Origin of the sequence: Rathayibacter sp. VKM Ac-2856, from assembly GCF_013205055.1 — a bacterium.
Lineage (GTDB): Bacteria > Actinomycetota > Actinomycetes > Actinomycetales > Microbacteriaceae > Rathayibacter.
The window spans coordinates 479,441-502,208 of the sequence record NZ_JABMLF010000003.1; the positions used below are offsets into that span (position 1 = coordinate 479,441).

Here is a 22,768-nt window from a genome sequence, read left to right on the forward strand (position 1 = left end):
TCTCAGGAGAGCCAGGAGAGGCGGCCGCCGTGCGGCGCTGCGGACGCGAGCGGCACGCCGTCGGCCGCGAGCAGGAAGGGCGTGCGCTCCGGAGCCGTCAGCGCGGCGGCCCGTGCGCGCAGGTCGGGCAGCAGTGCCTCCGCCTCGAGGGTCACCAGGCTCGCGCCCGCCGCGTCGACCGCGGCCAGCACGCGCTCGCGGGCGGCCCACGGCAGGTACACCAGCGTCCCGAGCGACACCACGACCGTCCGCAGTCCGCGCGGCACCGCGGCGAGCACGCCCGGCAGCGCCTCGGCCGCGTCGCCCGCGACGATCTCGGGCCGGTCCTCCCGCAGCGTCGCGACGGCGGCCCTGAGCCGCGCGGTGCGCTCCGGCCGGTCCGGCGGCAGCAGCGCCTCCAGCCAGGCGCGGTCCTCGGCCGAGCGCACGTCGAGCGGCCGCAGGTCCAGCCCGCGGCGCCAGGCGACGACCGGGAGCCTCGACGGCGCCGCTCCCCCGGTCACCGCGCACTCCAGCACCGGCTCACCGCGCCCCAGCCGCGACGTCCCCTCCGCCCCCGCGAAGGCGTACGAGTACCGCTCCGGCGCCAGGCACAGCCCCGCCGACGCGCCGATCTCGACCAGCGCGACCGGCTCTCCGGGCTCGGTGATCCGCTCCAGCGCCGCGACCAGCGGGGCGCAGCGCAGCGCCTCGTTCGTCTGGGTGAGCCGATCCGCCGCGACGGGCGCGACCCGCGGCCACTCCCGACGCAGCCACTCCGCGAAGCCCCGGCCGTCGAACGGCGGCGCCCCGAGCAGCCGCGCCACCGAGAACAGCAGCGACGGCTGCCGGTGCGCGGGCGGCAGCTCGTCGATCAGGGCGAGCAGCGCGTCGTCGGCGGCGACGGCGAGCGCCCACTCGACCTGCAGCTCGGAGGTCTGCGCCAGCTCGACGGTGGCGCGGCGGTAGCGGTCGGCGGTCGGCTCCATGCCTCCATCCTGCGCGATTCCCGGTCCCGCGCTGCCCGCGCACTGTCGGTGGTCGCCGGTAGAACGGACGCATGTCCGGCACCCGTCAGCGCACCCTCCTCGACGTCCGCCGCATCTACGCCGAGCCGGCCGCGCTCGAGCTGCCGCGCGGGCGCGAGATCGTCGAGCGCTGGCCGGCGGCCGAGATCGTTCCGGTCGACTCGCACTGGAACATCCCCGAGGTGCACGGCGACGAGGCGAACGTCGCGCGCTGGGTGCGGATCAAGACGGAGGCGCTCGTCGTCGGCGTCAAGAAGTCGCTGGTCACGCGGCCCAACGGGCGCTCGGCCGACTTCATCGCGCCCTCCTCCGCGAACGGCTGCGCGATGGCCTGCGTCTACTGCTATGTGCCGCGGCGGAAGGGCTACAGCAACCCGATCACCGTCTTCGCGAACATCGAGCAGATCCAGCGCCACCTGGCCCGCCACATCGCGAAGCAGGGCGTGAAGACCGAGGCGAACCAGTGCGACCCCGAGGCGTGGGTCTACGACATCGGCGAGAACAGCGACTGCTCCGTCGACGCGATGCTGAGCGACAACGTCCGCGATCTCTGCGACCTCTTCCGGATGTCGCCGACCGCCAAGGCCTCCTTCGCCACGAAGTACGTCAACCGCGAGCTGCTCGAGTGGGACCCGCTCGGCCGCACGCGCATCCGCTTCTCGCTGATGCCCGCCGAGACGGCGAAGGTCACCGACGTCCGCACCTCGCCGATGGCCGAGCGGATCGCCGCGATCAACGACTTCGTCGACGCCGGCTACGAGGTGCACGTCAACTTCTCGCCCGTGATCCTCACCGAGACCTGGCAGCGGGACTGGACCGAGCTCTTCGAGCAGCTCGACGCGGCCCTGCACCCGCGGGCGAAGGCGCAGCTGGCCGCCGAGGTGATCCTGCTCACCCACAACGCGGGCCTGCACGAGGTCAATCTCGGCTGGCACCCGAAGGCGGAGGACCTGCTCTGGGCCCCGCGGATGCAGGAGTCGAAGGTCTCCGAGAACGGCGCCGTCAACATCCGCTACCGCCGCGATCTCAAGCGCGCCGCCCTCGACCGCTTCCTCGCGCTGCTCGCCGAGCGGCTGCCCTACTGCCGCGTCCGCTACGCGTTCTGATCCCGCCGCTGAACGCCCGGCATCGGATTCCTGGGAGTCCGCCCGCGGCGCCCGCGCGCTGCTTCGCAAAGCGGATAGCGCCCCCCGTTCCAGAGTGCGTCCGCGTAGCGTCGGAGAACGGTCGTTCCTGCGACCGTCAGCACGTCTCCCCGCCGCCCGGCACGCGGCCAGGCACTGGGTCGGCTCCCCTCCGATCCGCACGACGTCCCCGGCTCGGCCGGTTCCCCTCACGTCCCCGTCGCGGTCGACACCGCGGCACCCACACAGAACGGCGGCTCCGCACATGGGCGCTCTCCTCTACGGCACTCCTGCCACCTCCCACGAGATCGACGACCGCGCCCTGGCGCACCTGCAGATCGTGATGATCAACAAGTTCCGCCGCAACGAGGCCTTCGCCTTCCAGCTCGACGCGTCGAGCGCGCACGGCACCGGCCGCCAGACGATCTGGCTGCACCCGACCATCCCGCTGCAGTTCTCCTTCCACGGCAGCCGCGTCCCCTCGATCAACGCCGCCTGGGTGCGCGCGCTGATGGAGGAGGCCAACAGCGGCCGCGGCCTGCGCATCGTCCCCGAGCCGGCGCAGCAGCCGGAATCGGCCCTCGCCACCGCCGCAGCCTGATCCGCGGCACGGGACCGGGACGACGGAGCAGGGACGGAGGAGCGCCATGACGCAGAGCAGCGATCGCTGGGCTCCGGACTTCCTGCAGCTGTCCGGGCCGGTCCCCGAGGGCACGAGCTTCGAGTGCTCGACGACCCTCCGCGGCGTCACGGGCTCGCTCTGCGTCACGGAGGGGGTGCTCGTCCTGGCCGGCTCGCGCCCCACCGTGCAGCTGCGGGCGCTCGACATCCGCTCCTGGTGGGACACCCCGACAGACGGCACGTTCTCGCTCGCGGTCGAATCCGGAGCGCGGCACTCGATCGTGCTGCTGTCGCAGTTCCGCAGCGCCACCGTGCACGCGATGACGCAGGCCTTCGGGCCGCGCCGGCGCCGCAGCGCCGTATCCGCCTAGCGAACTCGACCTCCGCCCGTCTCGCGCTCGATGCGCGCGCATGCGACGCTGGGCTCGATGGACGATCCGAACGACGAGGTCATCCGCTCCGACATCGGCGGGCGGGACTTCGAGCAGGCGCGTGCGCTCCTGGAATCGGTGTACAACGGCCACCGGTTCTCGGTCGAGCCGGGCGAGGACTTCTCCTACCGCTACACCTCCGTCGGCGACGGCGACGTCACCCTCCGCGGCAGCCAGTTCGCCGGCTCGATCGAGGGCCGCATCCAGACCGACGGCGAGTACGTCGTCTCCTGGCTGACGGCCGGCGAGGGCGTCACCGACCTCGAGGGCGCGCCGATGCAGCAGCTCTACGGCCGGCCCGCGATCTTCGTCACCGGACGGCCGAACGCCTTCGCGTTCCACGACTACCGGCAGAACCTCATCCACTTCGACGGTGCCTACCTCGAGGGCGTCGCGCAGGAGGTCGAGGGCAGCGCGGGCGGACCGCTGCTGTTCGACACCACGGCGCGACCCGAGGGCGAGGTGCTGCGGCGCTGGTCGGCCACGGTCGCCGCGGTCGCCCGCGTGATCTACGACGCGGACAGCTCTCCGCTGCTGCGCCACGAGGCCGACCGCGCCGTCGCGGTGGCGCTGCTCGAGACCTTCCCGCACGAGTCGCTGGCCGCGCCGAGCGACCTCGCCGTGCCCCGCAGCGGCCGCCTGCGCACCGCGATCGAGTTCATGTACGCGCACGCGCACGAGCCGATCCGCACCGAGACGATCGCGGAGGCCTGCGGCGTCGGGCTGCGGACGCTCCAGGCCGAGTTCCGCCGCGAGTTCGGCTTCACGGCCGTCGACTACCTCCGCCGGATCCGGCTCGACGCGGTCCGCAAGGAGCTGCGCGCGAGGGCGCCGGGCGAGGCGAGCGTCACCGAGGTGGCGCGCCGCTGGGGCTTCGCGCACCTGGGCCGCTTCTCGGCCTCCTACGCGCACCGCTTCGGCGAGCTCCCGAGCACGACGCTCGACACCTGAGCGGGACGACTCGCAGGCTAGAAGAAGTCCCCGCCGTCGTGGTCGTCGCTCGCGCGCGCCTCGGGGGTGGGGCGGGCCGGCAGCAGCCGCCGCGTCTTCTCGCGCATGGACTCGACCGCCTCGTCGTCGTCGAGGTCGATGCCGCGATCGAGCGCCGGGCTGGTGAAGAGCTGGCTGGCGGGCCCGATCAGCAGGCGCGTCTCGCCGCGCATCCCCTCGTCGGACAGCCCGGGCACGACGACGAGGTCGGACTTCCCGACGTTCGCCAGGGCCTGGGCGTACTCGACGACCGCGGTGCACACCTCGTCCCCCAGCAGCACGAACCCGCTCGCGTAGTACAGCTTCTGCATCGTGGTCCTCCCTCGCGCGCACGCGATCCGTCCGGACCTCCGACGCTAGAACGCGGCGAAGAGCACCCCCAACCCCTTGACGAGCGCGCCTGCTATTCGTCCGCGCCGCCGACCGGGGTGCGGTTGAGCGTGTACGCCTGCTCGCTGCCGGCGACGCCCGCGACGCTCACCGTGATCGGGGCCGTGTAGGTGCCCAGCGGCCAGGTCAGCAGCAGGTCGACGGTCTGCTCGGAGGTGCGGCCGTCGACCGGGACCCAGGTGATCGTCTTGCGGTACGCGCCGTCGGCGAGGTCGCGGTTGGCGCGCAGCAGGAGGGTCTGCGAGCCGTCGGCGCCGACGCTCGAGGACGCGACCGAGAAGTTCGGGCCGTCGGCGGCGGAGATGCGCAGCGGAGTGGGGCGCGAGTCGCCCGCCCCGGTGCTCGTGTCCGAGCGCGCCATGCGCGGTGCGACGGTCAGGGTGATCAGCTCGCCGGCGGAGAGCTGCCCGTCGATCGCGATCGCGAGGGGGCGGTTCACGTTGACCTGCTCCTCGCGGAAGCTCTGCGCCGTGAAGGAGGTGTACTCGACGGAGCGGACCGACGGCGCGGGCGGCGGAGTGGTCGACGCGGCGGCGAGCGGCGCGGAGGCGGCGACCGCGACGATCGGGACGCTCCAGGCGGCGGCGGTCGCGACGGTGCGGCGGGACGGGGCGGCGAAGGACGGGGCGGTGCGGCGGGAGGGGGCGGTGGTCATGTCGTCTCCAGACGTCGGCGGTGGTGTCCTACTCGTGGGGACACCGCGCCACGCTAACCGACAACTGGTGGTCAAACCCGCACGCGAGGAGCCCCTCCGCACGGGTGCCACCCGGACGGGGGAGCTAGCCCTGCTCCGCCGCGCGAGCGACCGCCTCGAGCCGGGCGACGTGCTCCGGCCACCACTCGGCGGGGACCGGCGGCAGGTTGTCGCCGGGAGTGCGCAGGCCGACGCGGCCGTCGATCAGCTCGCGGACGAGGTCGGCGTGGCCCGCGTGCCGGTGGGTCTCGACGGTGATGTGCACGAGGATCCGCTGCAGCGTCACGTCGCGGTTCGTCCACCACGGCACGTGACCGGGGGCGTCGAGGGAGAGCGCGGCCACCGTGGCGTCGGAGTGCGCCCAGACGCGGCGGTACTGCGCCACGATCTGCTCGCTCGACTCCTCGGCCGTCGCCCACATGTCGGCGTTCGGCTCGGCGTCCTCCTCCATCCACGGCATCGGCTCGGGGAAGGGGCGGCCGAAGACGGCGCCGAGGTAGCCGGCCTCCGTGCCCGCGACGTGCTTGACCAGGCCGAGCAGGTTGGTGCCGGTCGGCACCAGCGGCCGGCGCAGGTCGTACTCGCCCAGGCCGTCGAGCTTCTGCAGGAGGGCCTCACGGCCCTCCTGCAGGTAGCGGAGGAGGATCTGGGTCTGCTCGGCCTCGGCCGTCGGAGCGCTCATCGCCCCAGACTGGCCCGAGGGTCAGGACACCGCCACCCGGGCGTCCTCGCGCACGACCTCGACACCGACGGTGCGACGGTTCTCGGCGCCGACCGGCGACGCGTCGCCGACCAGCACGATCGAGGCGGTCGTCTCCTTCGTGGCGCAGTCCGCGCCCACCCAGAGCTCGACGAGCCCCGGCTCGACCGAGCGCACGCCGCGGCGGTCGGTGAAGGCGAGCCGCGCGGCGGGGACGTCGAAGCGCACCAGCGCCTCCTCGCCCGCCGCGAGCTCGACCCGCGCGTAGCCGAGCAGCTGCGCCACCGGGCGGGTCACCGAGGCGACCACGTCTCGCGCGTAGAGCTGCACGACGTCGACGCCGTCCCGCTCCCCCGTGTTGCGCACCCGCACCGTCGCCGTGAAGGCACCGGAGGTGGGCGCCTCGCCGGACTCCAGCTCGCCCGACTCCAGCTGCAGCTCCGACCGGGTGAACTCCGTGAAGGTCAGCCCGTGCCCGAACGGCAGCACCGGGGTGCTGTCCGCGCTGGTCACGTCGGAGGGCCCGCCGAGGATCGGGTGCAGGTACGAGAACGGCTGCGCACCGGCCGAGCGCGGCAGCGAGACCGGCAGCCGGCCGGACGGCGAGACGCGGCCCGACAGGACGCCGGTGATCGCGCCGGCCCCCTCCTCCCCGGGGAAGAACGCCTGCAGCACCGCCGCGGGGGCGGAGTCGCCGCGGATCGCCCAGTCGATCGCGTAGGGGCGGCCGGTGAGCAGCACCAGGGCGACGGGCGTGCCGGTCGCGACGACCGCCTCGACCAGCTCGCGCTGGCGTCCGGGCAGCTCGAGGCTCTCGACGTCGTTGCCCTCGCCGACGGTGCCGCGGCCGAAGAGCCCGGCTCGGTCGCCGACGACGACCACCGCGACCCCGGCGCCACGGGCCGCCTCGACGGCCTCGGCGATCCCGGCGGTGTCGTCGCCCTGCGCGGCGTCGCCCTCGACCGAGCAGCCCTCGGCCGTCACGAGGTCACTGCCCGGGAACTCCTCGACCAGCGCCTCCAGGACCGTGCGGATCTCGAAGCCCAGCGGCACGCCCTCGTGGTGCGCGAGCACGTGGTTGGCGAAGGAGTAGCAGCCCATCAGGGCCGGAGCGCTGTCGGCGTTCGGGCCGATCAGGGCGATCCGGCGCGGCGCCGCGCTCCCGTCGGCCCCGCCGAGCGGCAGCAGGCCGTCATTCGCGAGCAGCACCAGCGACTCCTCCGCGAGGCGCCGGGCGATGTCCCGGTGCGCGGGCGAGTCGAGGTCGATCGACTCCGGAGCGTCGTCGAAGCGCGCGTCGAGCAGGCCGAGCCGCTCCTTCTGCGCGAGCACCCGCAGCAGCGCGCGGTCGACGATCGCCTCGTCGGCGCCTCCGGAGCGGATGCGCTCCGCCAGCGGCGCGAGGAACGCGTCGCCGGTCGGCAGCTCCACGTCGATGCCCGCCTCGAGGGCGAGCTGCGCGGCCTCGCCGAGGTCGGCGGCGACGGCGTGCATGAGGTGCAGGAAGGCGACCGAGAAGTAGTCGGCCACCACGACGCCGTCGAAGCCCCAGCGCTCGCGCAGGACGCCGGTGAGGTAGGCCGGCGTCGCGCCGACCGGGTCGCCGTCGATCTCGGCGTAGGAGTTCATCACCGAGCGCGCGCCGCCGTCGCGGATCGCCATCTCGAACGGCGGGAGCAGCACGTCCGCGATCTCGCGCGGTCCGGCGTGCACCGGGGCGTGGTTCCGGCCGCCGCGCGAGGCGGAGTAGCCGATGAAGTGCTTGAGCGTCGCGTCGACGCCCGCCGACTGCAGACCGCGCACGTAGGCGGTGCCGATCGTGCCGACCACGTACGGGTCCTCGGCGATGCACTCGTCCACCCGGCCCCAGCGGGGGTCGCGGATGACGTCGAGCACGGGCGCGAGGCCCTGGTGGATGCCCAGCTCGCGCATCGAGCCGCCGATGGCCGCGGCCATCTCCTCGACGAGCTCCGGGTCGAACGAGGCGCCCCAGGCCAGCGGGGTCGGGAACGTCGCCGCCTTCCACGCGGCCAGCCCGGTCAGGCACTCCTCGTGCACGATCGCCGGGATGCCCAGGCGCGTCTGCTCGACGAGCCGGCGCTGCTCGGCCCACAGCCACTGCGCGCGCTCGACCGGGTCGACCGGGCGCGTGCCGTAGACGCGGGTGAGCTGGCCGATGCCCTCGCGGGTCGCGTCGGCGTAGCCGGTGGAGGTGGCCATCTCGCCGGCCAGCGGCGCGACGACCTCGCCGCCCTGGTCGACCCAGTAGCCGACCAGCTGGGTCAGCTTCTCCTCCAGCGTCATCCGGCCGATCAGGTCGGCGACGCGGGCGGAGGGAGCGGGCGTCTCGGTGGTGGGGTTCTCGTCCACGGCAGTCATCCCTTCACCGCACCGGTGAGTCCGCCGACGATGCGGCGCTCGAAGACGCTGAAGAAGATCAGCGCCGGAATCATCGACAGCGACACGAAGGCGAGCACCTTCGCCGTGTCGACGGAGTACTGCGACGAGAACGCCTGCACGCCCAGCGGCAGGGTGAAGCTCGACTCGTCGCTGAGGATGAACAGCGGCAGCAGGTAGCTGTTCCAGCTCGCGATGAACGCGAGGATGCCGGTCGTGATCACGCCGGGCATCGCCAGGCGCACGACCATCCGCCAGAAGAAGCCGATCCGGCTGCAGCCGTCGATGAAGGCGGCCTCCTGGATCTCGTCCGGGATCGCCCGGAGGAACGGCACCAGGATGATGATCGTCGTCGGCAGGCCGAAGGCGATCTGCGGGAGCACGACTCCGGCGAGCGAGTTCATCAGGCCGAGGCTCTTGATCACCAGGTAGAGCGGGGTGATCGCGACGGTCATCGGGAACATCAGGCCGGCCGCGAAGAGCGCGTAGAACACGCCGCGGCCGCTGAAGCTGTAGCGGGCGAGCACGTAGCTCGCCATCAGCCCCAGCACGACGACGCCGAGGGTGGTGGCGCCGGCCGCGAGGGCCGAGTTGCCGACCTCGCGCCAGAAGATGCCGCCCGTGATGACGTCGATGTAGTTCTGCACGTTCCACGGCGAGGGGAAGCCCGACGGGTCGGTGGTGATCTGCGCGTTCGTGCGGAACCCGCCGATGATGATGTACGCCACCGGCGCGAGCATCAGGGCGATCACGACGACCGCGACGACGTAGGCGATGATCGTGCCGCGTCCCAGCGGACGGCGGCGCGGCTTGGGCGGCCGCGGCGAGAGCGGCGTGGTCGCGGTGGGGGGCTTCGTACCCGGGGGCACGGCGGTCAGGGTGCTCATCGCTCGCCTCCGGCCTTTCGCTTGTCGCCCGTGAGGGCGCCTTCGGTGTCCCGCCGCAGCACGAAGCGCTGGTAGAGCAGCGCGACGATCAGCGAGACGAGGAACAGGACCACGGCGACCGCGTTGCCGTAGCCGAAGTTGCCGGCGTTGCGGCCGTTGGTGACGAGGTACGTCGCCATGGTCGAGGTGCCGGCGGTGGAGGACACGTACTGTCCCCAGATGATGTAGACGAGGTCGAACAGCTGCAGCGCGCCGATGATCGACAGGAACGCCCAGATCCGCAGCGTCGGCGCGAGCAGCGGCAGGGTGATCCGCCGCTGCACCTGCCAGTAGGAGGCGCCGTCGATGGCGGCCGCCTCGGACAGCTCCTCCGGGATGCCCTGGAGACCGGCGAGGAAGAGGATCACGGCGAAGCCGATGTACTTCCACGTGATGATCAGCATCAGGGTCCAGATGGCGATCGAGGGGTCCGAGAGCCAGTCCTGCTTCAGGGCGCCGAGCCCGACCTTCTCGAGGAAGCCGTTCACGGCGCCGCTGGTCTGGAGCATCAGGCTCCAGCCGGTGCCGACGACGACCTCGGAGATGACGTAGGGCACGAAGATCAGCACGCGGATGATCGACTGCCCGCGCAGCTTGCGGTTGAGCAGCAGCGCGATCAGGATCGCGGCCGGTCCCTGCAGGACGAGCGAGAGCACCACGATCGCGCCGTTGTGGCTGAGCGCCTCGTGGAAGGTGGGGTCCTGGAGGATCGTCAGGTAGTTCTTGAACCCGACGAAGTCGGTGGGGACCCCGTAGCCCTGCCAGCTGAAGAAGCCGTAGTACGCCGCCATGACGACGGGAAAGATGACGAAGGCGAGGAAGACGATCAGGGCCGGGCCGACGAGGATCGCGACCTCGAGGCGACCGGACCAGCCGAGGCCCCGGCGGCGGCGCTTCGCCGTCGGGGCCTCGGTGCGCGCGTCCTCGCGGAGCGCAGTGAGGGCCATGCTCAGGCCTTGGCCGCGGCGGCGTTGACGGCCTCGACGAGCTGCTCCGGGTCGCTCTTGCCGGCGAGCAGGTCGACGACGGCGACGTTCAGCGCGTTGCCGACGTTCTGGCCGTAGACGGTGTCGAGCCACTGCGAGACGTACGGCGCCGAGTTGTAGGCGGCGAGGATCTCCTGGAGGTAGGGCTCGGTGACGGCCTCCTGCGCGACGGTGTTCACCGGCGGCGCGTTGAAGGCGGCGTAGTACTCCTTCTGCACGTCGGAGGTGGCGAGGTAGTTCAGGAAGTCGACGCACTCGTCGGGCGCTCCGGCCGAGCAGGAGTAGCCGTCGACGCCGCCCATGATCGAGCCGGGGGCGCCGTCTCCGCCGTCCACCTCGGGGAAGGGGAACCAGCCGAGGTCGGGCAGGGGCTGCTCGTCGGGGGTGAGCGAGGCGATGACGCCGGGGTTCCAGGCGCCCATGAGCTCCATGCCGGCCTGGTGGTTGGCCAGGAGACCGGCCGAGGATCCGGCGCCCTGCTGGGCGGCGGTGGTGAGGAAGCCCTCGTTGAACGGCTCGGTGTCGGCGAAGGACTGCAGGTCCTCGCCGGCCTTCAGCCAGCAGTCGTCCGAGAAGTCCTTGGAGTCGGCCGCCTCGGCCATGGTGTCGGCGCTGCACTCGCGCAGGGCGAAGAAGTAGAACCAGTGCGCGGCGGGCCAGGCGTCCTTCGCGCCGAGCGCGATCGGCTGGGCGCCGGCGCCCTTGAGCGCGGTGACCGCGGAGTCGAGGTCGGCGAGGGTCTTCGGCGTCTCGGTGATGCCGGCCTCGGCGAAGAGGTCCTGGCTGTAGAAGAGGCCGCCGGGGAGCACGGCGACGGGCATCGCCCAGACCTTGTCGTCGAGCGTGTTCGCGAGGAAGGAGCCCTCGGGGATCTCGCTGCGGGCCTGGTCGGAGATGCCGTCGGTGAGGTCCTTGACCAGACCGCCGGCGACCATCGCGGCGAGCTTGCCGCCGCCGCGCTGGAGGAAGACGTCGGGCGCGTCGCCCGAGTTGAGGGCGGTCTGGAGCTTGCCGTCCAGGTCCTCGTTCTGGATGGCCTGCGACTCGATGGTGACGCCCGGGTTGGCGGCCTCGAAGTCGGCGATGGTCTTCTCCCAGAACTCCTGGCCGGGGCCGGTGGTGGAGTTCTGCCACAGGGTCATCGCGACGGTGCCGTCGGAGGATCCGGAGTCCTGGGCGGAGCAGCCGCTGAGGGCCGCCGCCGCGCCGAGCAGGGCCACAGTGGCCACTGCGATTCTCTTGAACTTCATCGTTCGAACCGTTCTCTTCGCTGAGAGGCGCCGCCAGGGAGAGCGGCGCCGAGGGTGCACCCGTCCGGGGACGGGCTGGATCAGTGTCAGACGGCGGCCGCGCGACGGCAAACGTTTTCGAAACCATTTTCGAAGTCGATCACCGCGAGCGGGATCGCGCTCTCATCCGCGGTCCGCCGGGGTCTATGGTCGAGCCCATGACTCTCCGCCCGACCATCCACGACGTCGCCGCCGCCGCCGGCGTCTCGGTCGCGACCGTGTCGAAGGCGGTGAACGGCCGCTACGGCATCGCGCCCGCGACGGCGAACCGGGTGCTCGAGATCGTGCGCGAGCTCGGCTACGAGTCGAGCCTCGTCGCGAGCAGCATGCGCTCGCGGCGCACCGGGGTGATCGGCGTGCTCGTGGCCGGCTTCGAGCCGTTCAGCGCCGAGATCCTCAAGGGCGTCGGCTCGGTCCTCCGCCGCTCGCGCTTCGACCTGCTCGCCTACAGCGGCTCGCACGAGGGCGAGCAGGAGGGCTGGGAGCGGCGCTCGCTCAGCCGGCTCAGCGGCACGCTGATCGACGGCGCGATCATGGTCACCCCGTCGGTGGTCAGCGCCCCGTCCGACATCCCGCTCGTCGCCGTCGACCCGCACACCGGCCGGGCCGACCTGCCGACCGTCGAGTCCGACAGCTTCGGCGGCGCGCTCCAGGCCGTGCGGCACCTGATCACCCTCGGCCACCGGCGCATCGGCTTCGTCGCGGGCCGCGTCGATCTCCGCTCCGCCCGGCTGCGCGAGGCCGGCTACCGCGCGGGGCTGTCGGAGGCGGGCATCGCCTTCGACGAGCGCCTGCTCCGGGTGGGCAGCTACCACCACGACGCGGCGCGGCTGCCCGCCTCGACGATGCTCTCGCTGCCCGACCGGCCGACGGCCGTCTTCGCGGCGAACGACGTCTCGGCCCTGGCGATCATCGAGACGGCGGCGCACCTCGGGCTCGCCGTGCCGCGCGACCTCTCCGTCGTCGGCTTCGACGACGTGCCGGAGGCGGCGCGCTTCGATCCGCCGCTCACGACGATCCGCCAGCCGATGCAGACGCTCGGCGCGACGGCGGCCGAGATGCTGATCACGCTGATGGCGGGCGGCACCCCGCCCTCGCTGCACGTGCAGCTGCCGACGCAGCTGGTGCGCCGCGCGACGACCGCGCCGCCGTCGATGCGGCGGACGCCGTGAGCGCGGGCGAGCGCGCTGCCGAGCTCCGCGCCGTGCACGACGACCTGTTCGACGCGATGGTGCTGGTCGACCTGCCCGTGCTCGACGAGCTGCTCGACCCCCGCTTCGTGATCGAGCACCCGACCGGGCTCGTGCAGTCCAAGCTCGACTGGATCGACGACATCGACGAGGGCGCGAAGGAGTACCACGCGATCGACCACGTCGAGAGCGCGGTCTCCGGCAGCGCCGCGCATCCGGTGCTCGTCTCGCGCACGCTGACGGAAGCGACGATCGGCTCGCTGCACGCGACCTGGCGGCTGCAGCTGACCAGCCGCCTGGTGGCGGTCGGCGAGGAGTGGGTGATCACCCGCACGACCGTCACCACCTGGTGACGGCGCCGAGCCCGAGCCCGAGCCCGATCCCTGGGCCTCAGGCCTGCAGGATCACCGCGCCGTAGTGCGTGCCCGCGCCGGTGCCGACGAGGAGCACCGACTCGCCCTCCTGCACGCGGGCGCGGTGCAGCGCGAGCGGGATCGCGGCGCCGATCGTGTTGCCGACCTCGGGCAGGGTGCGCACCATCCGCTCGCGGCCCCAGAGCCGGGCCATGCCGTCCAGGCCCGCCTTGCTGGTCTGGTGCGGGACGACCCGGTCGATGCCGGGCAGGCCCGTGCCGAGGCCGGGGCGGACCCGCTCGAGGAAGGCCGGGAAGTGCCGCAGCGCGTCCACGAGCAGCGCGCCGCCGTGCATGTCGAAGCGGAAGTCGTCGAGCCGGCCGGCCGCCTCCTCGATCCGGATGCGCGAGCCGAAGCCGCGGATCTCGGCGTGCCGCACCCCGCTCGGCCGGGTCTCGAAGCGCGAGGCGACGATGCCCTGGCCCGGGCGCTCGGCTCGGCCGAGGACGACGGCGGCCGCCGCGTCGCCGAAGAGCAGCGCGCTCTCGGGCTGGCGGACGTCGATGCCGCGGCTGCCGCCCTCGGTCGAGACGACGAGCACCCGCTCGGCGCGGCCGGTCGCGAGCAGGAAGCCGGCCTCCTGCAGGGCGAACAGGAAGGAGAGGCAGGTGGCGTTGAGGCTGTAGGCCGAGACATCCTCGAGGCCGAGGCCTGCGGCGATCAGCGCACCGCCGTCGGGGATCGCCTGCAGCTGGGTGCCGGAGGCGTTCAGCACGACGTCGACGTCGCCCGCGTCGATCCCCGCCGCGTCGAGCGCCCGCCGGGCGGCGAGCAGGCCGAGCTCGAGCGGGTCCTCGTCGTCGGCGAGCCAGTGCCGGGTCAGCACTCCGGAGCGGCGCGCCGCCTCCTCCGGGTCGATCCCGCAGAGCGCGGCGACCTCGGCGGTCGTGACGATCCGCGCGGGCAGGGCCTCGCCGGTGCCGAGGACACGGACGGGCAGCAGGGACGGGAGCGCATCGGCCACGGTCCTGTATAGCGCTCCGGGGACGCCCCGTGCTCGCGCTAGGCTCCGGCGGGACGGAAGGGGGGTCCGCGATGACCGGTGCCGACGCGAGCGCGTTCTGGGTGGTCGTGCCCTTCTACGACGAGGAGAAGCTGCTCGGCGGCGCCCTCGAGGCCCTCGCCGATCAGACGGACCCGGGCTTCACCCTCCTGCTCGTCGACAACGGCAGCACCGACGGCTCCCGCGCGGTGATCGACGCGTTCCGGGCCCGGCGCCCCGACCGGCCGGTCCTCGTGATCGACGAGGCGCAGAAGGGCACCGGCGCCGCCTCCGACACCGGCTTCCGCCACGCGATCGCGCACGGCGCCGCGACCGTCGCGCGCACCGACGCGGACTGCCTGCCGGCCCCGGACTGGGTGGCCCGGCTGAAGGCGGACGTCGCCGACGGCGCGCGCTTCATCGGCGGCCGCCTCGTGCCGCGCACCGACGAGCCGGTCTACCGCTGGTGGGACGGCGTGATCGGCACCGCGATGATCCGCCTGCTCGAGCACGCCCCCGGCGTCGTCTACCGCCGGCCGGGCCAGCGCTACCGGATGTTCATGGCGGCCGGCTCGAACCTCGCGATCGACGCCGCCCTCTACCTCGAGGTCGACGGGTTCCCGCGCTCGAGCATCGACGACACCGACGAGGACCTGGAGCTGCACCTCAAGGTCTGCCGCGTGATCCCGCGCGGGCAGGCACGGCTGGACCGCAGGGCGATCGTGCGGATGTCGATCCGGAAGGGCAAGGCGCTCGGCTACCTCGGCATCCTGCTCTGGTACTGGGGCCGGAAGCGCTGGGGCCGCGCGGGCGTCGCGGAGGTCGTCGATGTCCGCTGAGGCCCGCCACCCGTCCGCCCGTCACCCGTCCGCCCGCCGCGTCCTGATCACCGGGGCGACCGGCTTCCTCGGCGGCCACGCGGTCGCCGAGTTCCTGGCGGCCGGCGACGAGGTGATCGCGACCGGACGGAACGTCGGCGCCCTCGCCCGACTGGCGGCCCTCGGCGCCGAGACGATCGAGGCCGACCTCGCCGAGCTGTCCGCGCGCGACGTCCGGGCCGACGTGCTCGTGCACTCCGCCGCCCTCTCGAGCCCCTGGGGCCGCTGGAGCGAGTTCCACGCGGCGAACGTCGCGGGCACGGCGGCGATGATCGACCTCGCCGAGCGCTGCGGGATCCGCCGGTTCGTCTTCGTCTCCTCGCCCAGCCTCTACTCGGCCCGGCGCCACCGGCTCGGCATCCGCGAGGAGGAGGTCGACACGAGCAGCCGGATGAGCCTCTACATCCGGAGCAAGATCGCCGCCGAGCGGCTGCTGCAGGAGGCGCACGCGGCGGGGCGGATCCCGGAGCTGGTGATCCTGCGCCCGCGCGGCCTGATCGGCGTCGGCGATCCGAGCCTGATCCCCCGCTTCGTCGCCGCGAGCCGGCGCCGCGGCATCCCGCTCTTCGACGGCGGCCGGAACCCCGTCGACATCACCTGCGTCGAGAACGCGGCGCTGGCGCTCCGGCTCGCCGCGGACGCCCCGGTCGCGACCGGCGGCGTCTACAACATCACCAACGGCGAGCCGGCCCCGCTCGGCGACCTGCTCGACCGGTTCTTCGCGGCGATGGGCGAGGAGCCGCGCTACCTCACGGTCGACCTGCGGGTGCTCAGCGCGCTCGCGGTCGTCCTCGAGCGCGTGTACGCGGCGCTCCCGGGCCGTGCGGAGCCGCCGTTCACCCGCTACACGGTCGCGACCCTCGCCTACGCCCAGACGCTCGACATCTCGCGGGCGCGCGCCGAGCTCGGCTACGCGCCGCGCGTGCCGCTCGCGGAGGGCCTGCGGGCGGTCGGCGAGCACTACCGGGGCAGTCGTGGCTGAGCGCGGACCGACGCTGCAGGTCTTCGCCTGCGGGGAGACGAGCTTCCCGCTGTCGCGCGTCTTCCGCGGCGGGCGCCTGCCGCGGCGCACCTTCCCCTCCGCCGTCTTCCTCTACACGCACCCGAGCGGGCGGCGCGTGCTCGTCGACACCGGCTACCCGCCGACGCTGCGCGGCACCGGCGCCGTCGGCGCGCTGTACCGGAGGATCCTCCCGGCCCGCGTGGGCCCCGAGGACACGATCGACCGCCGGCTCGCGGGCATCGGGCTCTCCCCGGCCGACATCGACGTGGTCGTGCTCTCGCACCTGCACCCCGACCACGTCGGGGGTCTGCGCTGGTTCCCGGACGCGCAGCTCGTGCTCTCGCGCGGGCAGCTCGAGACGATCGAGCGCAGCCGCCTCACCGACGGCGTCTTCGCCGCGCTGATCCCGCCGTGGACCGCGGAGGCGACGGTCGTCGACGACCAGCCGGTCGCGACGGCGCCGAGCGGCGTCTCGGGCTTCGACCTCTTCGGCGACGGGCTCTTCGTCGTCGTCCCGCTGCCGGGGCACGCGCGCGGCCACCTCGGCGCGCTGGTCGAGGACCGCGTGCTGATCGCCGGCGACGCGGCCTGGGGACGGGAGTTCCTCACCTGGTCGGACCGGCTGCGGCCCCTCCCCCGCCTGATCAGCGACGACATGGCCGAGCACCACCGCACCTCACTCGAGCTGCAGCGCCTCGAGGCCGCCGGGCTGACCCTCTGCTTCAGCCACGACCGGTATCCGGAGCGCGTGCTGCTGGAGTGACGGCGGCGCGCGGCCTGCGTGCGGCCCGGGCGCTCAGCTCGCGAAGCCCTCCGGCCAGCCGTGCTCGGCCAGCGACAGGCGCACCCGCTCGATGTCCGCGTCCGAGGGCAGCTCCGAGGTGACCCCGGCGATCGCGGTGCCGACGTCCACCCGGCTCGTCGCCAGGCCGCCCTCCGCGGCCAGCCGCGACGCCACCTCGGCGACCTCCTCGTCCGAGAGCCGGCGGCGCAGCAGCGCGAGCAGCGGCACGAAGTCCTGCTCGGGCAGCCCCGCGGGGTAGCCGGCGCGGAGCCAGCGGACGACGCGCGTCACGAGTCCGGCGCGCTCCGAGATCGCGGGCACCGGCTCGTCGAGCTCCTCCGGGCGGGCGAGCGGCCAGCCGGCCGTGGCGAGCCGGGCCGAGACGCGCACGAGGTCCTCGGGCAGCGCGGGGCCGAGCAGCGTCTCCTCGATCCGCTGGCGCATCCTCGCGGCCGAGAACTCCTCGCCGGCCGCGTCGGCGCGCACGGCGTCGGCGAGCAGCCGCCGGACGACCTCCTCGAGCTCGTCGCGGGTGAGGCTGCGCTGCAGGATGCCGAGCAGCGGCAGGTAGTCCGTCTCGGGCACGCCGGCGGGGTAGCCCGCCCGCAGCCAGCCGACGACGCGCGCGACGACGCCGTCCGAGGGAACGGGCTGCACCGGATCGGGCTGCCCGGGGTCGGACGGCACCGGATCGGTGGCCGCCATGCTCAGCCCTTGGGGACGAAGGTCGGGACGACGTGCTCGAAGCTCACGGCCTGGCCGAGGCCGGTCGCGATGATGACGCTGAGGCCGACGGCAACGGCGCCCACCACGAGGACGAAGCAGAGCACGCCGAGCGCGCGCAGCAGCGGAGCGGGGAGGCCCCCGGAGGTCGGCGCAGTGTCGGCGCCGGTGTCGGGCGAGGCGCCGGCGAGGGCGAACGAGCGGACGCCGACGGCGAAGAGCACGGGCAGGCCGGCGCCGAGGAGCAGGGCGACGATCGCCACCTGGCCGGCGGCACCGAGGAAGAGGGAGAGCACGGTTCGGTCCTTTCGAGTCGGAGAGGTGCGGTGGGCGCGCGGGTCAGCGCAGGGCGTCGGCGGTCTGCTTCGGCGCGGTGCCCGCGTCGGACCACTCGTCGTTGACGTTGTGCGCGCCGATGCTGTCGCGGCGCGAGCGGAGGTAGATGAAGGTCGCGACGGCGACGAGGACGGCGGCCATCAGGATCCCGCCCGCGGCCCCGCCGACCAGGTGGCCGATCCACCACATCACGGCGCCCATCAGGGCGGCGGCAGGGAGCGTGATCACCCAGGCGATCACCATCCGGAGCGCGACGCGCCAGCGGACCTGCGCGCCGGGCCGGCCGACGCCGGAGCCGAGGATCGAGCCGGTCGCGACGTGCGTGGTCGAGAGGGCGAAGCCGAGGTGGCTGGAGGCGAGGATGACCGCGGCGGATGCGCTCTCGGCGGCCATGCCCTGCGGGGTGTCGATCTCGACGAGGCCCTTGCCGACGGTGCGGATGATGCGCCAGCCGCCGATGTAGGTGCCGAGCGAGATGGCGAGCGCGCAGCTGAGCTTCACCCAGAACGGCACCGACTCGGTGTCGCTCCAGCCGCCGGCCGCGATCAGCGCGAGCGTGATGACGCCCATCGTCTTCTGCGCGTCGTTGGTGCCGTGCGCGAGCGAGACGAGCGAGGCGCTGCCGATCTGGCCGATCCGGAAGCCGCGGTGGATGCGGCGGTCGGCGAGGTTGCCGATCACGCGGAAGACCAGCCAGGTGCCGACGGCGGCGACCGCGCCGGCGAGCACCGGCGACATCAGCGCGGGCAGGATCACCTTGCCGACGACGCCGTCGAGCTTCGAGCCGTCGCCCGCCCAGTTCACGCCGTTGAGGCCGAGGCCGGCGAGCGCCGAGCCGATCAGGCCGCCGAAGAGGGCGTGCGAGGAGCTGGAGGGGAGGCCGAGGAGCCAGGTGAGGAGGTTCCAGATGATGCCGCCGATGAGGCCGGCGAGCACGATCAGCAGGAGCGCCGATCCGCCGCCCTCGAGCAGCGCCGGGTCGGGCGCCCCCGTCGAGTCCTGGATCTTCACGACCGCGTTGGTGACGGTGAGCGCCACCTCGATGCTGAGGAAGGCGCCGACCAGGTTGAGGACGGCGGAGAGGGTGACGGCCACCTTCGGCTTCAACGCGCCGGTCGCGATGGACGTCGCCATCGCGTTCGCCGTGTCGTGGAAGCCGTTGGTGAAATCGAACGCCAGGGCAGTGACGACCACGAGCGCGAGAAGGATGAAGGGATCCACGGAGGAGATCCTCCCTCCCGCGCGGGCCGCTCGGGGGGTGCTCGCCGAGAGGTTCACCGGCTGTTCACCTCCCCGAGCGGCGCGCCGGGCTACCCTGTGTGGATTTTCAGGGTAGGGGCTGCGGGACGGGCTCCGCGGCTGCGCTCGGCGGCGCGGCTCAGCTTGCGGAGTGCGGCAGCGGCGGCGTGAGGTCCGGCACGTGCTCGGGGTCGGCGTCGGGTGCGGACGGGGTCTCGTCCTGGGTCTCGTCCTGGTCCGCGTCCTGCGCCTGCTCCTGGTCCGCGTCCTGCTCCGCGTGCGCCGCGCTCGGCAGCGGCAGCGTGAAGTCGGGGGTGACCGAGGGGTCCGCCGCGCCGACGGCGACGTGCTCGCGCTCGACGACGTGCTTCGGGGCCGAGGGAGTGCTGCGCTTCTCGGCCTGGGCCGCCTTCTTCGCCGCCTTCTCCTGCTGGCGCTTGAGCTTCTCGGTCTGCTCGGCGAGCTTGCGGGCCTTCTTGCGCAGCTTCTTGCTGGAGTCGCGCACGGCGTCGTGCGCCGCACGGACCGACTTCTCGGCCTTCGCCAGGGCCTTCTTCGCGCGCTTCTGCGCGGCCTTGTCGTCGCTCTTCTGCGACGACTTCTTCGCGTCCGACTTCTTCTGCTGCGCCATGCGGTCGCTCCTCACACTCGTCGGCCCGGTCGGCCGTGGGTCCACCGTAGCGAGCGGGCACCGAGGGGGCCCGGGCTTGCGGAGGGGCCCGGGCGTGCAGAGGGCCGGCGGCGCCCCTGGGCAGGAGGGCCGCGGAGGAGTACAACTGCGGCATGAGCGACGCCCTCTCCCCGCGTGACTTCCGAGCCGCCCCCGGCACCGCCGACTGGCGGGTCGTCGGCGACGGCGCCCGCGCGTACTTCCGCACCGGCTCGTTCGCGGCGGGTGCCGCCCTGGTCGCCGCGATCGCCGACCTCGCCGAGCGGGCCGGCCACCACCCCGACGTCGATCTGCGCTACGGCGGCGTCGGCGTGCGCCTGATCAGCCACGACGTCGGCGACATCAGCGAGCGCGACCTGGATCTCGCCCGCGGGATCTCCGCCGCCGCCCGCGAGCTCGGCCTCACCGCGGAGCCGTCCGCGGTGCAGAGCCTGCAGATCGCGATCGACGCCGTCGACGTCGCCGCGGTCCGCGCCTTCTGGCGGGCCGTGCTCGGCTACTCCCCCGTCGAGGACGCCGATCTCGCCGACCCGCGCGCCCTCGGCCCGAACGTCTGGATCCAGCGGATCGACGCACCGCGCCCCGAGCGCAACTCGATCCACGTCGACCTCTACGTCCCCCGCGACGTCGTCGACGCGCGCCTCGCCGCGGCCCTCGCCGCCGGCGGCCGCGTCGTGACCGACGAGAACGCGCCGCACTGGTGGACCCTCGCCGACCCGGAGGGCAACGAGGTCGACCTCGCGCCCTGGCGGGACGACAGCGAGTGGAGCGCGTGAGGCCGTGACCTCGCGCACGGCGTGAGGCAGGCTGGAGGCATGGTCTTCACTCCGAACCCCGGCGGCTACCAGGGCCGGAAGGCGCTGCGGCGCCCGATGCGCGGCCCCAAGCGCGACCGCTGGATGTGGTGGCGCCTGGGCTCCGGGGTCGCCGCGACGCTCGGCGGCCTGATCGCCCTGCTCGTCTTCACCTCCGGGCGGTACTGAGCGTGTCCCGCGAGAGGGTCACGGGCATCGGCGGCTTCTTCTTCGCCGCGCGCGACCCGGAGTCGCTGGCGCGCTGGTACGCCGAGCACCTCGGCATCGACGAGGTGCCGGCCGAGTACGGCGCCCCGTCGTGGCGCCAGGACGCCGGCAGCACGGTCCTCGCTCCGATGCCGACCGGCTCCGAGCACCTCGGTCCCGCGGGCTGGACCCTGAACCTCCGCGTGCGCTCCCTCGACGCGCTCGTCGCCCAGCTCCGCGCCGCGGACATCACCGTCGAGGTCGACCCACAGACCTACCCGAACGGCCGCTTCGCCGACCTGCGCGACCCCGAGGGCAACCGCCTCCAGCTCTGGCAGCCGGCGGGCGCGGACGCCTAGTCGCGAGCGCTTCCACCTGCGCTTCGCAGCTTCTCTACTCGGCGACGAAGGAGCGAGCGGCGGCCAGGATTCGCGGACCCGCCTCACCGAGTACCGCCTCACGCACGAGCCTGGCAGGCGACACGTCGTCGAGCTGCGAGTTCATTCCCTGGAACCACGCCTGCACCAATCGGGGCTGCTCGCGCTCCGAGAGCATGCCGGCCACCTTGTACACGAGCCTGAGGCGGGCGACGATGTCGCTCGACGGCACCCGCTCGCCCTCCGCCCACTGACGCACGACCCGGGTCTCATCGACCGAGCCGAGGTAGGCCACGAGCTTCGCGCCCAGCACATCCCGCAACGCCGTCACGACGTCAGCAGTCGAGGATCGGACGGACTGCTCGTCGGCACCGAGGCACGGGGTGGGGGGAGGCATCTCTCGAGGATGCCGCGAACGGGGTCGCCGTCACGCAGGGCGGCGCGAGGCGTCGATGCAGAAGTCCCACAGGCTGTGGGACATCTAGGCGCTCCAGTCGCACGAGAGCGGACGTGCAGTGACCGGTGGGTCAGGCGCGGTCGTGGAGGGTGATCAGGTAGCCGTCGGGGTCGGCGAAGGTGAAGGTGAGGCCGAAGGGGCCCTCGACCGGCGGCGACGCGATGGGGACGCCGGCGGCGGCGAGGTCGGCGTGCAGGGCCGCGACCTCGGTGGCGTGCAGCCAGAGGGCGACTCCGCGGCCGGGCTCGGCGGGGAGCTCGGTGCCGGGGATCAGGTCCCGGACGGCGAAGGGGATCGGCGCGGTGTCGAAGACGACGGCGTGCGGCGGGCCGGGGCGGCGGGAGAGGCCGAGGCGGGACTCGTAGAACTCGGCGGAGCGGTCGAGGTCGCGGACCTGGAGGGAGAGGAAGTCGGGGCCGGTGATGGGCATGGGTGGCGCCTTTCGGGTCGGAGGGGATCGTCGGCCTCGGACACGATGTCAGTTGCCTGACACGGACTGTATGTCAGACTACTGACATGAGTCAAGAGTCGGACCCGGCAACCGGCATCGAGCTGGACACCTCCGTCGGCTACGTGCTCAAGGAGGCGTCGACCGCCCTGCGCACCGCGATGGAGGCGGCGCTGCGGCCGCTCGGGATCACGGTCACCGCCTACTCCTGCCTCGAGCTGCTGGCGCACCGGCCGGGGCTCTCCAGCTCCGAGCTGGCGCGCGGCGCGTTCGTCACCCGGCAGTCGATGCACGTGCTGCTGCAGTCGATGGAGCGCGACGGCCACCTGATCCGCGCGGAGACCGCGCCGAGCGGGCGGGCGCTGCCGACCCGGCTCACGGCGGCCGGCGAGGCGCTGCTGGGCGAGGCGAGCGCGGCGGTCCGGGGGGTCGAGCAGCGGATGCTGGCGGGCCTCGACGGGGTGCGGATCCGGGAGCTGCACGCGCTGCTCCGCTCCTGCGCGGACGCCCTGTCCTGACGCGCGCCCTCCGATACCGTGCGACGCTCGGCATCTTCCCAGTGGCGTTCCGGAGCGCCCCGGGTACTCTGGAGGGTCGCCGCGTGGCCCCCTGAGCCCCGGCTGTCAACCCCCTGAGCACCACCTGCTGAGCTCTGCTGAGCACCCCGTTCCCCCGACCCGCCCTGCCGCGCCCCCGTTCCCCCGCGGCGAAC

Annotated in this window: 28 protein-coding genes; 13 read left to right on the plus strand and 15 right to left on the minus strand. The window is 73.4% G+C overall.

Annotated elements, in window-relative coordinates; translation table 11 throughout:
- Positions 1-2: 2 nt before the first annotated feature.
- Positions 3-968, minus strand: coding sequence for a DUF2332 domain-containing protein (locus tag HQQ82_RS12635; protein ID WP_173233683.1), 966 nt, complete (start codon positions 966-968; stop codon positions 3-5).
- Positions 969-1,039: 71 nt separating this feature from the next.
- Here HQQ82_RS12635 and HQQ82_RS12640 point away from each other — a divergent pair, with 71 nt between their 5' ends.
- The 4 genes from HQQ82_RS12640 to HQQ82_RS12655 all read left to right on the plus strand — a co-directional run bounded on the left by HQQ82_RS12640 (position 1,040) and on the right by HQQ82_RS12655 (position 4,134).
- Entirely contained in the window at positions 1,040-2,113 is a 1,074-nt protein-coding gene (locus HQQ82_RS12640) for a spore photoproduct lyase family protein (protein WP_173233685.1), read from the plus strand.
- A 283-nt stretch (positions 2,114-2,396) separates the two neighbouring features.
- Positions 2,397-2,732, plus strand: a complete 336-nt coding sequence (locus HQQ82_RS12645) for an ATP-dependent DNA ligase (RefSeq protein ID WP_173233686.1) — start codon at positions 2,397-2,399, stop codon at positions 2,730-2,732.
- Between the two features lie 46 nt (positions 2,733-2,778).
- Complete coding sequence (locus tag HQQ82_RS12650; protein ID WP_173233688.1) at positions 2,779-3,123, plus strand: hypothetical protein; 345 nt, start codon at positions 2,779-2,781, stop codon at positions 3,121-3,123.
- Positions 3,124-3,180: 57 nt separating this feature from the next.
- Positions 3,181-4,134: a helix-turn-helix transcriptional regulator gene (locus HQQ82_RS12655; protein WP_173233690.1), complete on the plus strand. Its 954-nt coding sequence runs from the start codon at positions 3,181-3,183 to the stop codon at positions 4,132-4,134.
- A 17-nt stretch (positions 4,135-4,151) separates the two neighbouring features.
- Here HQQ82_RS12655 and HQQ82_RS12660 read toward each other — a convergent pair whose 3' ends face one another.
- The 7 genes from HQQ82_RS12660 to HQQ82_RS12690 form a co-directional block, all read right to left on the minus strand.
- On the minus strand, positions 4,152-4,484 hold the full coding sequence (locus HQQ82_RS12660) for a hypothetical protein (protein ID WP_173233692.1): 333 nt from the start codon (positions 4,482-4,484) through the stop codon (positions 4,152-4,154).
- A 92-nt stretch (positions 4,485-4,576) separates the two neighbouring features.
- Positions 4,577-5,218 (minus strand): hypothetical protein, encoded by a 642-nt coding sequence (locus HQQ82_RS12665; RefSeq protein ID WP_173233694.1) that lies wholly within the window; start codon positions 5,216-5,218, stop codon positions 4,577-4,579.
- A gap of 124 nt (positions 5,219-5,342) precedes the next feature.
- Positions 5,343-5,939, minus strand: a complete 597-nt coding sequence (locus HQQ82_RS12670; RefSeq protein ID WP_173233696.1) for a DinB family protein — start codon at positions 5,937-5,939, stop codon at positions 5,343-5,345.
- 21 nt (positions 5,940-5,960) lie between these two features.
- The gene (locus HQQ82_RS12675; protein ID WP_173233698.1) at positions 5,961-8,336 is read right to left on the minus strand and encodes a glycoside hydrolase family 3 N-terminal domain-containing protein; all 2,376 of its coding nucleotides are present in this window, start codon (positions 8,334-8,336) and stop codon (positions 5,961-5,963) included.
- Positions 8,333-9,241, minus strand: a complete 909-nt coding sequence (locus tag HQQ82_RS12680; RefSeq protein ID WP_173233700.1) for a carbohydrate ABC transporter permease — start codon at positions 9,239-9,241, stop codon at positions 8,333-8,335. Before HQQ82_RS12680 ends, HQQ82_RS12675 begins: the two co-directional genes overlap by 4 nt.
- Complete coding sequence (locus tag HQQ82_RS12685) at positions 9,238-10,227, minus strand: carbohydrate ABC transporter permease (protein ID WP_173233702.1); 990 nt, start codon at positions 10,225-10,227, stop codon at positions 9,238-9,240. Before HQQ82_RS12685 ends, HQQ82_RS12680 begins: the two co-directional genes overlap by 4 nt.
- A gap of 2 nt (positions 10,228-10,229) precedes the next feature.
- Positions 10,230-11,516 carry an extracellular solute-binding protein gene (locus HQQ82_RS12690; protein WP_173233704.1) on the minus strand — a complete coding sequence of 429 codons (1,287 nt, stop codon included), beginning with the start codon at positions 11,514-11,516 and terminating at the stop codon, positions 10,230-10,232.
- A gap of 197 nt (positions 11,517-11,713) precedes the next feature.
- On the opposite strand from HQQ82_RS12690, the gene HQQ82_RS12695 reads away from it, so the two are divergent.
- Positions 11,714-12,727 carry a LacI family DNA-binding transcriptional regulator gene (locus HQQ82_RS12695; RefSeq protein ID WP_173233706.1) on the plus strand — a complete coding sequence of 338 codons (1,014 nt, stop codon included), beginning with the start codon at positions 11,714-11,716 and terminating at the stop codon, positions 12,725-12,727.
- A complete protein-coding gene (locus tag HQQ82_RS12700; RefSeq protein ID WP_173233708.1) occupies positions 12,724-13,098 on the plus strand; it encodes a nuclear transport factor 2 family protein in 375 nt (124 codons plus the stop codon). The genes HQQ82_RS12695 and HQQ82_RS12700 overlap by 4 nt, the downstream gene beginning before the upstream one ends.
- Positions 13,099-13,135: 37 nt before the next feature.
- Here HQQ82_RS12700 and HQQ82_RS20045 read toward each other — a convergent pair whose 3' ends face one another.
- Positions 13,136-14,122, minus strand: a complete 987-nt coding sequence (locus tag HQQ82_RS20045; RefSeq protein ID WP_173233710.1) for a ketoacyl-ACP synthase III — start codon at positions 14,120-14,122, stop codon at positions 13,136-13,138.
- A 71-nt stretch (positions 14,123-14,193) separates the two neighbouring features.
- Between HQQ82_RS20045 and HQQ82_RS12710 the strand changes: the two genes are divergently transcribed.
- From HQQ82_RS12710 to HQQ82_RS12720, 3 genes are read left to right on the plus strand one after another with little or no spacing between them, the layout of a single operon-like run.
- Positions 14,194-14,979, plus strand: coding sequence for a glycosyltransferase family 2 protein (locus HQQ82_RS12710; protein ID WP_173233712.1), 786 nt, complete (start codon positions 14,194-14,196; stop codon positions 14,977-14,979).
- The gene (locus tag HQQ82_RS12715; protein WP_173233714.1) at positions 14,969-16,000 is read left to right on the plus strand and encodes an NAD(P)-dependent oxidoreductase; all 1,032 of its coding nucleotides are present in this window, start codon (positions 14,969-14,971) and stop codon (positions 15,998-16,000) included. Before HQQ82_RS12710 ends, HQQ82_RS12715 begins: the two co-directional genes overlap by 11 nt.
- Positions 15,993-16,784, plus strand: a complete 792-nt coding sequence (locus HQQ82_RS12720; RefSeq protein WP_173233716.1) for an MBL fold metallo-hydrolase — start codon at positions 15,993-15,995, stop codon at positions 16,782-16,784. Before HQQ82_RS12715 ends, HQQ82_RS12720 begins: the two co-directional genes overlap by 8 nt.
- A 33-nt stretch (positions 16,785-16,817) precedes the next feature.
- Here the strand turns inward: HQQ82_RS12720 and HQQ82_RS12725 are convergent, their stop codons facing one another.
- The 4 genes from HQQ82_RS12725 to HQQ82_RS12740 all read right to left on the minus strand — a co-directional run bounded on the left by HQQ82_RS12725 (position 16,818) and on the right by HQQ82_RS12740 (position 19,734).
- Positions 16,818-17,510: a DUF3349 domain-containing protein gene (locus HQQ82_RS12725; protein WP_173233718.1), complete on the minus strand. Its 693-nt coding sequence runs from the start codon at positions 17,508-17,510 to the stop codon at positions 16,818-16,820.
- Between the two features lie 2 nt (positions 17,511-17,512).
- On the minus strand, positions 17,513-17,824 hold the full coding sequence (locus tag HQQ82_RS12730) for a hypothetical protein (protein ID WP_173233720.1): 312 nt from the start codon (positions 17,822-17,824) through the stop codon (positions 17,513-17,515).
- Between the two features lie 43 nt (positions 17,825-17,867).
- A complete protein-coding gene (locus HQQ82_RS12735) occupies positions 17,868-19,085 on the minus strand; it encodes an inorganic phosphate transporter (RefSeq protein WP_173233722.1) in 1,218 nt (405 codons plus the stop codon).
- A gap of 157 nt (positions 19,086-19,242) precedes the next feature.
- Positions 19,243-19,734, minus strand: coding sequence for a hypothetical protein (locus tag HQQ82_RS12740; RefSeq protein ID WP_173233723.1), 492 nt, complete (start codon positions 19,732-19,734; stop codon positions 19,243-19,245).
- A 152-nt stretch (positions 19,735-19,886) separates the two neighbouring features.
- On the opposite strand from HQQ82_RS12740, the gene HQQ82_RS12745 reads away from it, so the two are divergent.
- From HQQ82_RS12745 to HQQ82_RS12755, 3 genes are read left to right on the plus strand one after another with little or no spacing between them, the layout of a single operon-like run.
- Positions 19,887-20,549: a VOC family protein gene (locus tag HQQ82_RS12745; RefSeq protein WP_173233725.1), complete on the plus strand. Its 663-nt coding sequence runs from the start codon at positions 19,887-19,889 to the stop codon at positions 20,547-20,549.
- A 39-nt stretch (positions 20,550-20,588) separates the two neighbouring features.
- On the plus strand, positions 20,589-20,756 hold the full coding sequence (locus HQQ82_RS12750; RefSeq protein WP_173233727.1) for a hypothetical protein: 168 nt from the start codon (positions 20,589-20,591) through the stop codon (positions 20,754-20,756).
- A gap of 2 nt (positions 20,757-20,758) precedes the next feature.
- Positions 20,759-21,133: a VOC family protein gene (locus HQQ82_RS12755; RefSeq protein WP_173233729.1), complete on the plus strand. Its 375-nt coding sequence runs from the start codon at positions 20,759-20,761 to the stop codon at positions 21,131-21,133.
- 34 nt (positions 21,134-21,167) lie between these two features.
- Here HQQ82_RS12755 and HQQ82_RS12760 read toward each other — a convergent pair whose 3' ends face one another.
- On the minus strand, positions 21,168-21,548 hold the full coding sequence (locus tag HQQ82_RS12760) for a hypothetical protein (protein ID WP_173233731.1): 381 nt from the start codon (positions 21,546-21,548) through the stop codon (positions 21,168-21,170).
- 130 nt (positions 21,549-21,678) lie between these two features.
- Entirely contained in the window at positions 21,679-22,038 is a 360-nt protein-coding gene (locus HQQ82_RS12765; RefSeq protein WP_173233733.1) for a VOC family protein, read from the minus strand.
- An 86-nt stretch (positions 22,039-22,124) separates the two neighbouring features.
- On the opposite strand from HQQ82_RS12765, the gene HQQ82_RS12770 reads away from it, so the two are divergent.
- On the plus strand, positions 22,125-22,574 hold the full coding sequence (locus tag HQQ82_RS12770) for a MarR family winged helix-turn-helix transcriptional regulator (protein ID WP_173233735.1): 450 nt from the start codon (positions 22,125-22,127) through the stop codon (positions 22,572-22,574).
- The last annotated feature ends 194 nt before the right edge of the window (positions 22,575-22,768 follow it).

Coding starts and splice junctions, on each gene's coding strand:
- HQQ82_RS12675 (WP_173233698.1), bottom strand. CDS start 8,336: ATGACTGCCGTGGACGAGAACCCCACCACCGAGACGCCCGCTCCCTCC.
- HQQ82_RS12690 (WP_173233704.1), bottom strand. CDS start 11,516: ATGAAGTTCAAGAGAATCGCAGTGGCCACTGTGGCCCTGCTCGGCGCG.
- HQQ82_RS12640 (WP_173233685.1), top strand. CDS start 1,040: ATGTCCGGCACCCGTCAGCGCACCCTCCTCGACGTCCGCCGCATCTAC.
- HQQ82_RS12635 (WP_173233683.1), bottom strand. CDS start 968: ATGGAGCCGACCGCCGACCGCTACCGCCGCGCCACCGTCGAGCTGGCG.
- HQQ82_RS12765 (WP_173233733.1), bottom strand. CDS start 22,038: ATGCCCATCACCGGCCCCGACTTCCTCTCCCTCCAGGTCCGCGACCTC.
- HQQ82_RS12750 (WP_173233727.1), top strand. CDS start 20,589: ATGGTCTTCACTCCGAACCCCGGCGGCTACCAGGGCCGGAAGGCGCTG.
- HQQ82_RS12660 (WP_173233692.1), bottom strand. CDS start 4,484: ATGCAGAAGCTGTACTACGCGAGCGGGTTCGTGCTGCTGGGGGACGAG.
- HQQ82_RS12740 (WP_173233723.1), bottom strand. CDS start 19,734: ATGGCGCAGCAGAAGAAGTCGGACGCGAAGAAGTCGTCGCAGAAGAGC.
- HQQ82_RS12680 (WP_173233700.1), bottom strand. CDS start 9,241: ATGAGCACCCTGACCGCCGTGCCCCCGGGTACGAAGCCCCCCACCGCG.
- HQQ82_RS12650 (WP_173233688.1), top strand. CDS start 2,779: ATGACGCAGAGCAGCGATCGCTGGGCTCCGGACTTCCTGCAGCTGTCC.
- HQQ82_RS12665 (WP_173233694.1), bottom strand. CDS start 5,218: ATGACCACCGCCCCCTCCCGCCGCACCGCCCCGTCCTTCGCCGCCCCG.
- HQQ82_RS12645 (WP_173233686.1), top strand. CDS start 2,397: ATGGGCGCTCTCCTCTACGGCACTCCTGCCACCTCCCACGAGATCGAC.
- HQQ82_RS12670 (WP_173233696.1), bottom strand. CDS start 5,939: ATGAGCGCTCCGACGGCCGAGGCCGAGCAGACCCAGATCCTCCTCCGC.
- HQQ82_RS12655 (WP_173233690.1), top strand. CDS start 3,181: ATGGACGATCCGAACGACGAGGTCATCCGCTCCGACATCGGCGGGCGG.
- HQQ82_RS12760 (WP_173233731.1), bottom strand. CDS start 21,548: ATGCCTCCCCCCACCCCGTGCCTCGGTGCCGACGAGCAGTCCGTCCGA.
- HQQ82_RS12770 (WP_173233735.1), top strand. CDS start 22,125: ATGAGTCAAGAGTCGGACCCGGCAACCGGCATCGAGCTGGACACCTCC.
- HQQ82_RS12685 (WP_173233702.1), bottom strand. CDS start 10,227: ATGGCCCTCACTGCGCTCCGCGAGGACGCGCGCACCGAGGCCCCGACG.
- HQQ82_RS12710 (WP_173233712.1), top strand. CDS start 14,194: ATGACCGGTGCCGACGCGAGCGCGTTCTGGGTGGTCGTGCCCTTCTAC.
- HQQ82_RS12695 (WP_173233706.1), top strand. CDS start 11,714: ATGACTCTCCGCCCGACCATCCACGACGTCGCCGCCGCCGCCGGCGTC.
- HQQ82_RS12745 (WP_173233725.1), top strand. CDS start 19,887: ATGAGCGACGCCCTCTCCCCGCGTGACTTCCGAGCCGCCCCCGGCACC.
- HQQ82_RS12715 (WP_173233714.1), top strand. CDS start 14,969: ATGTCCGCTGAGGCCCGCCACCCGTCCGCCCGTCACCCGTCCGCCCGC.
- HQQ82_RS12725 (WP_173233718.1), bottom strand. CDS start 17,510: ATGGCGGCCACCGATCCGGTGCCGTCCGACCCCGGGCAGCCCGATCCG.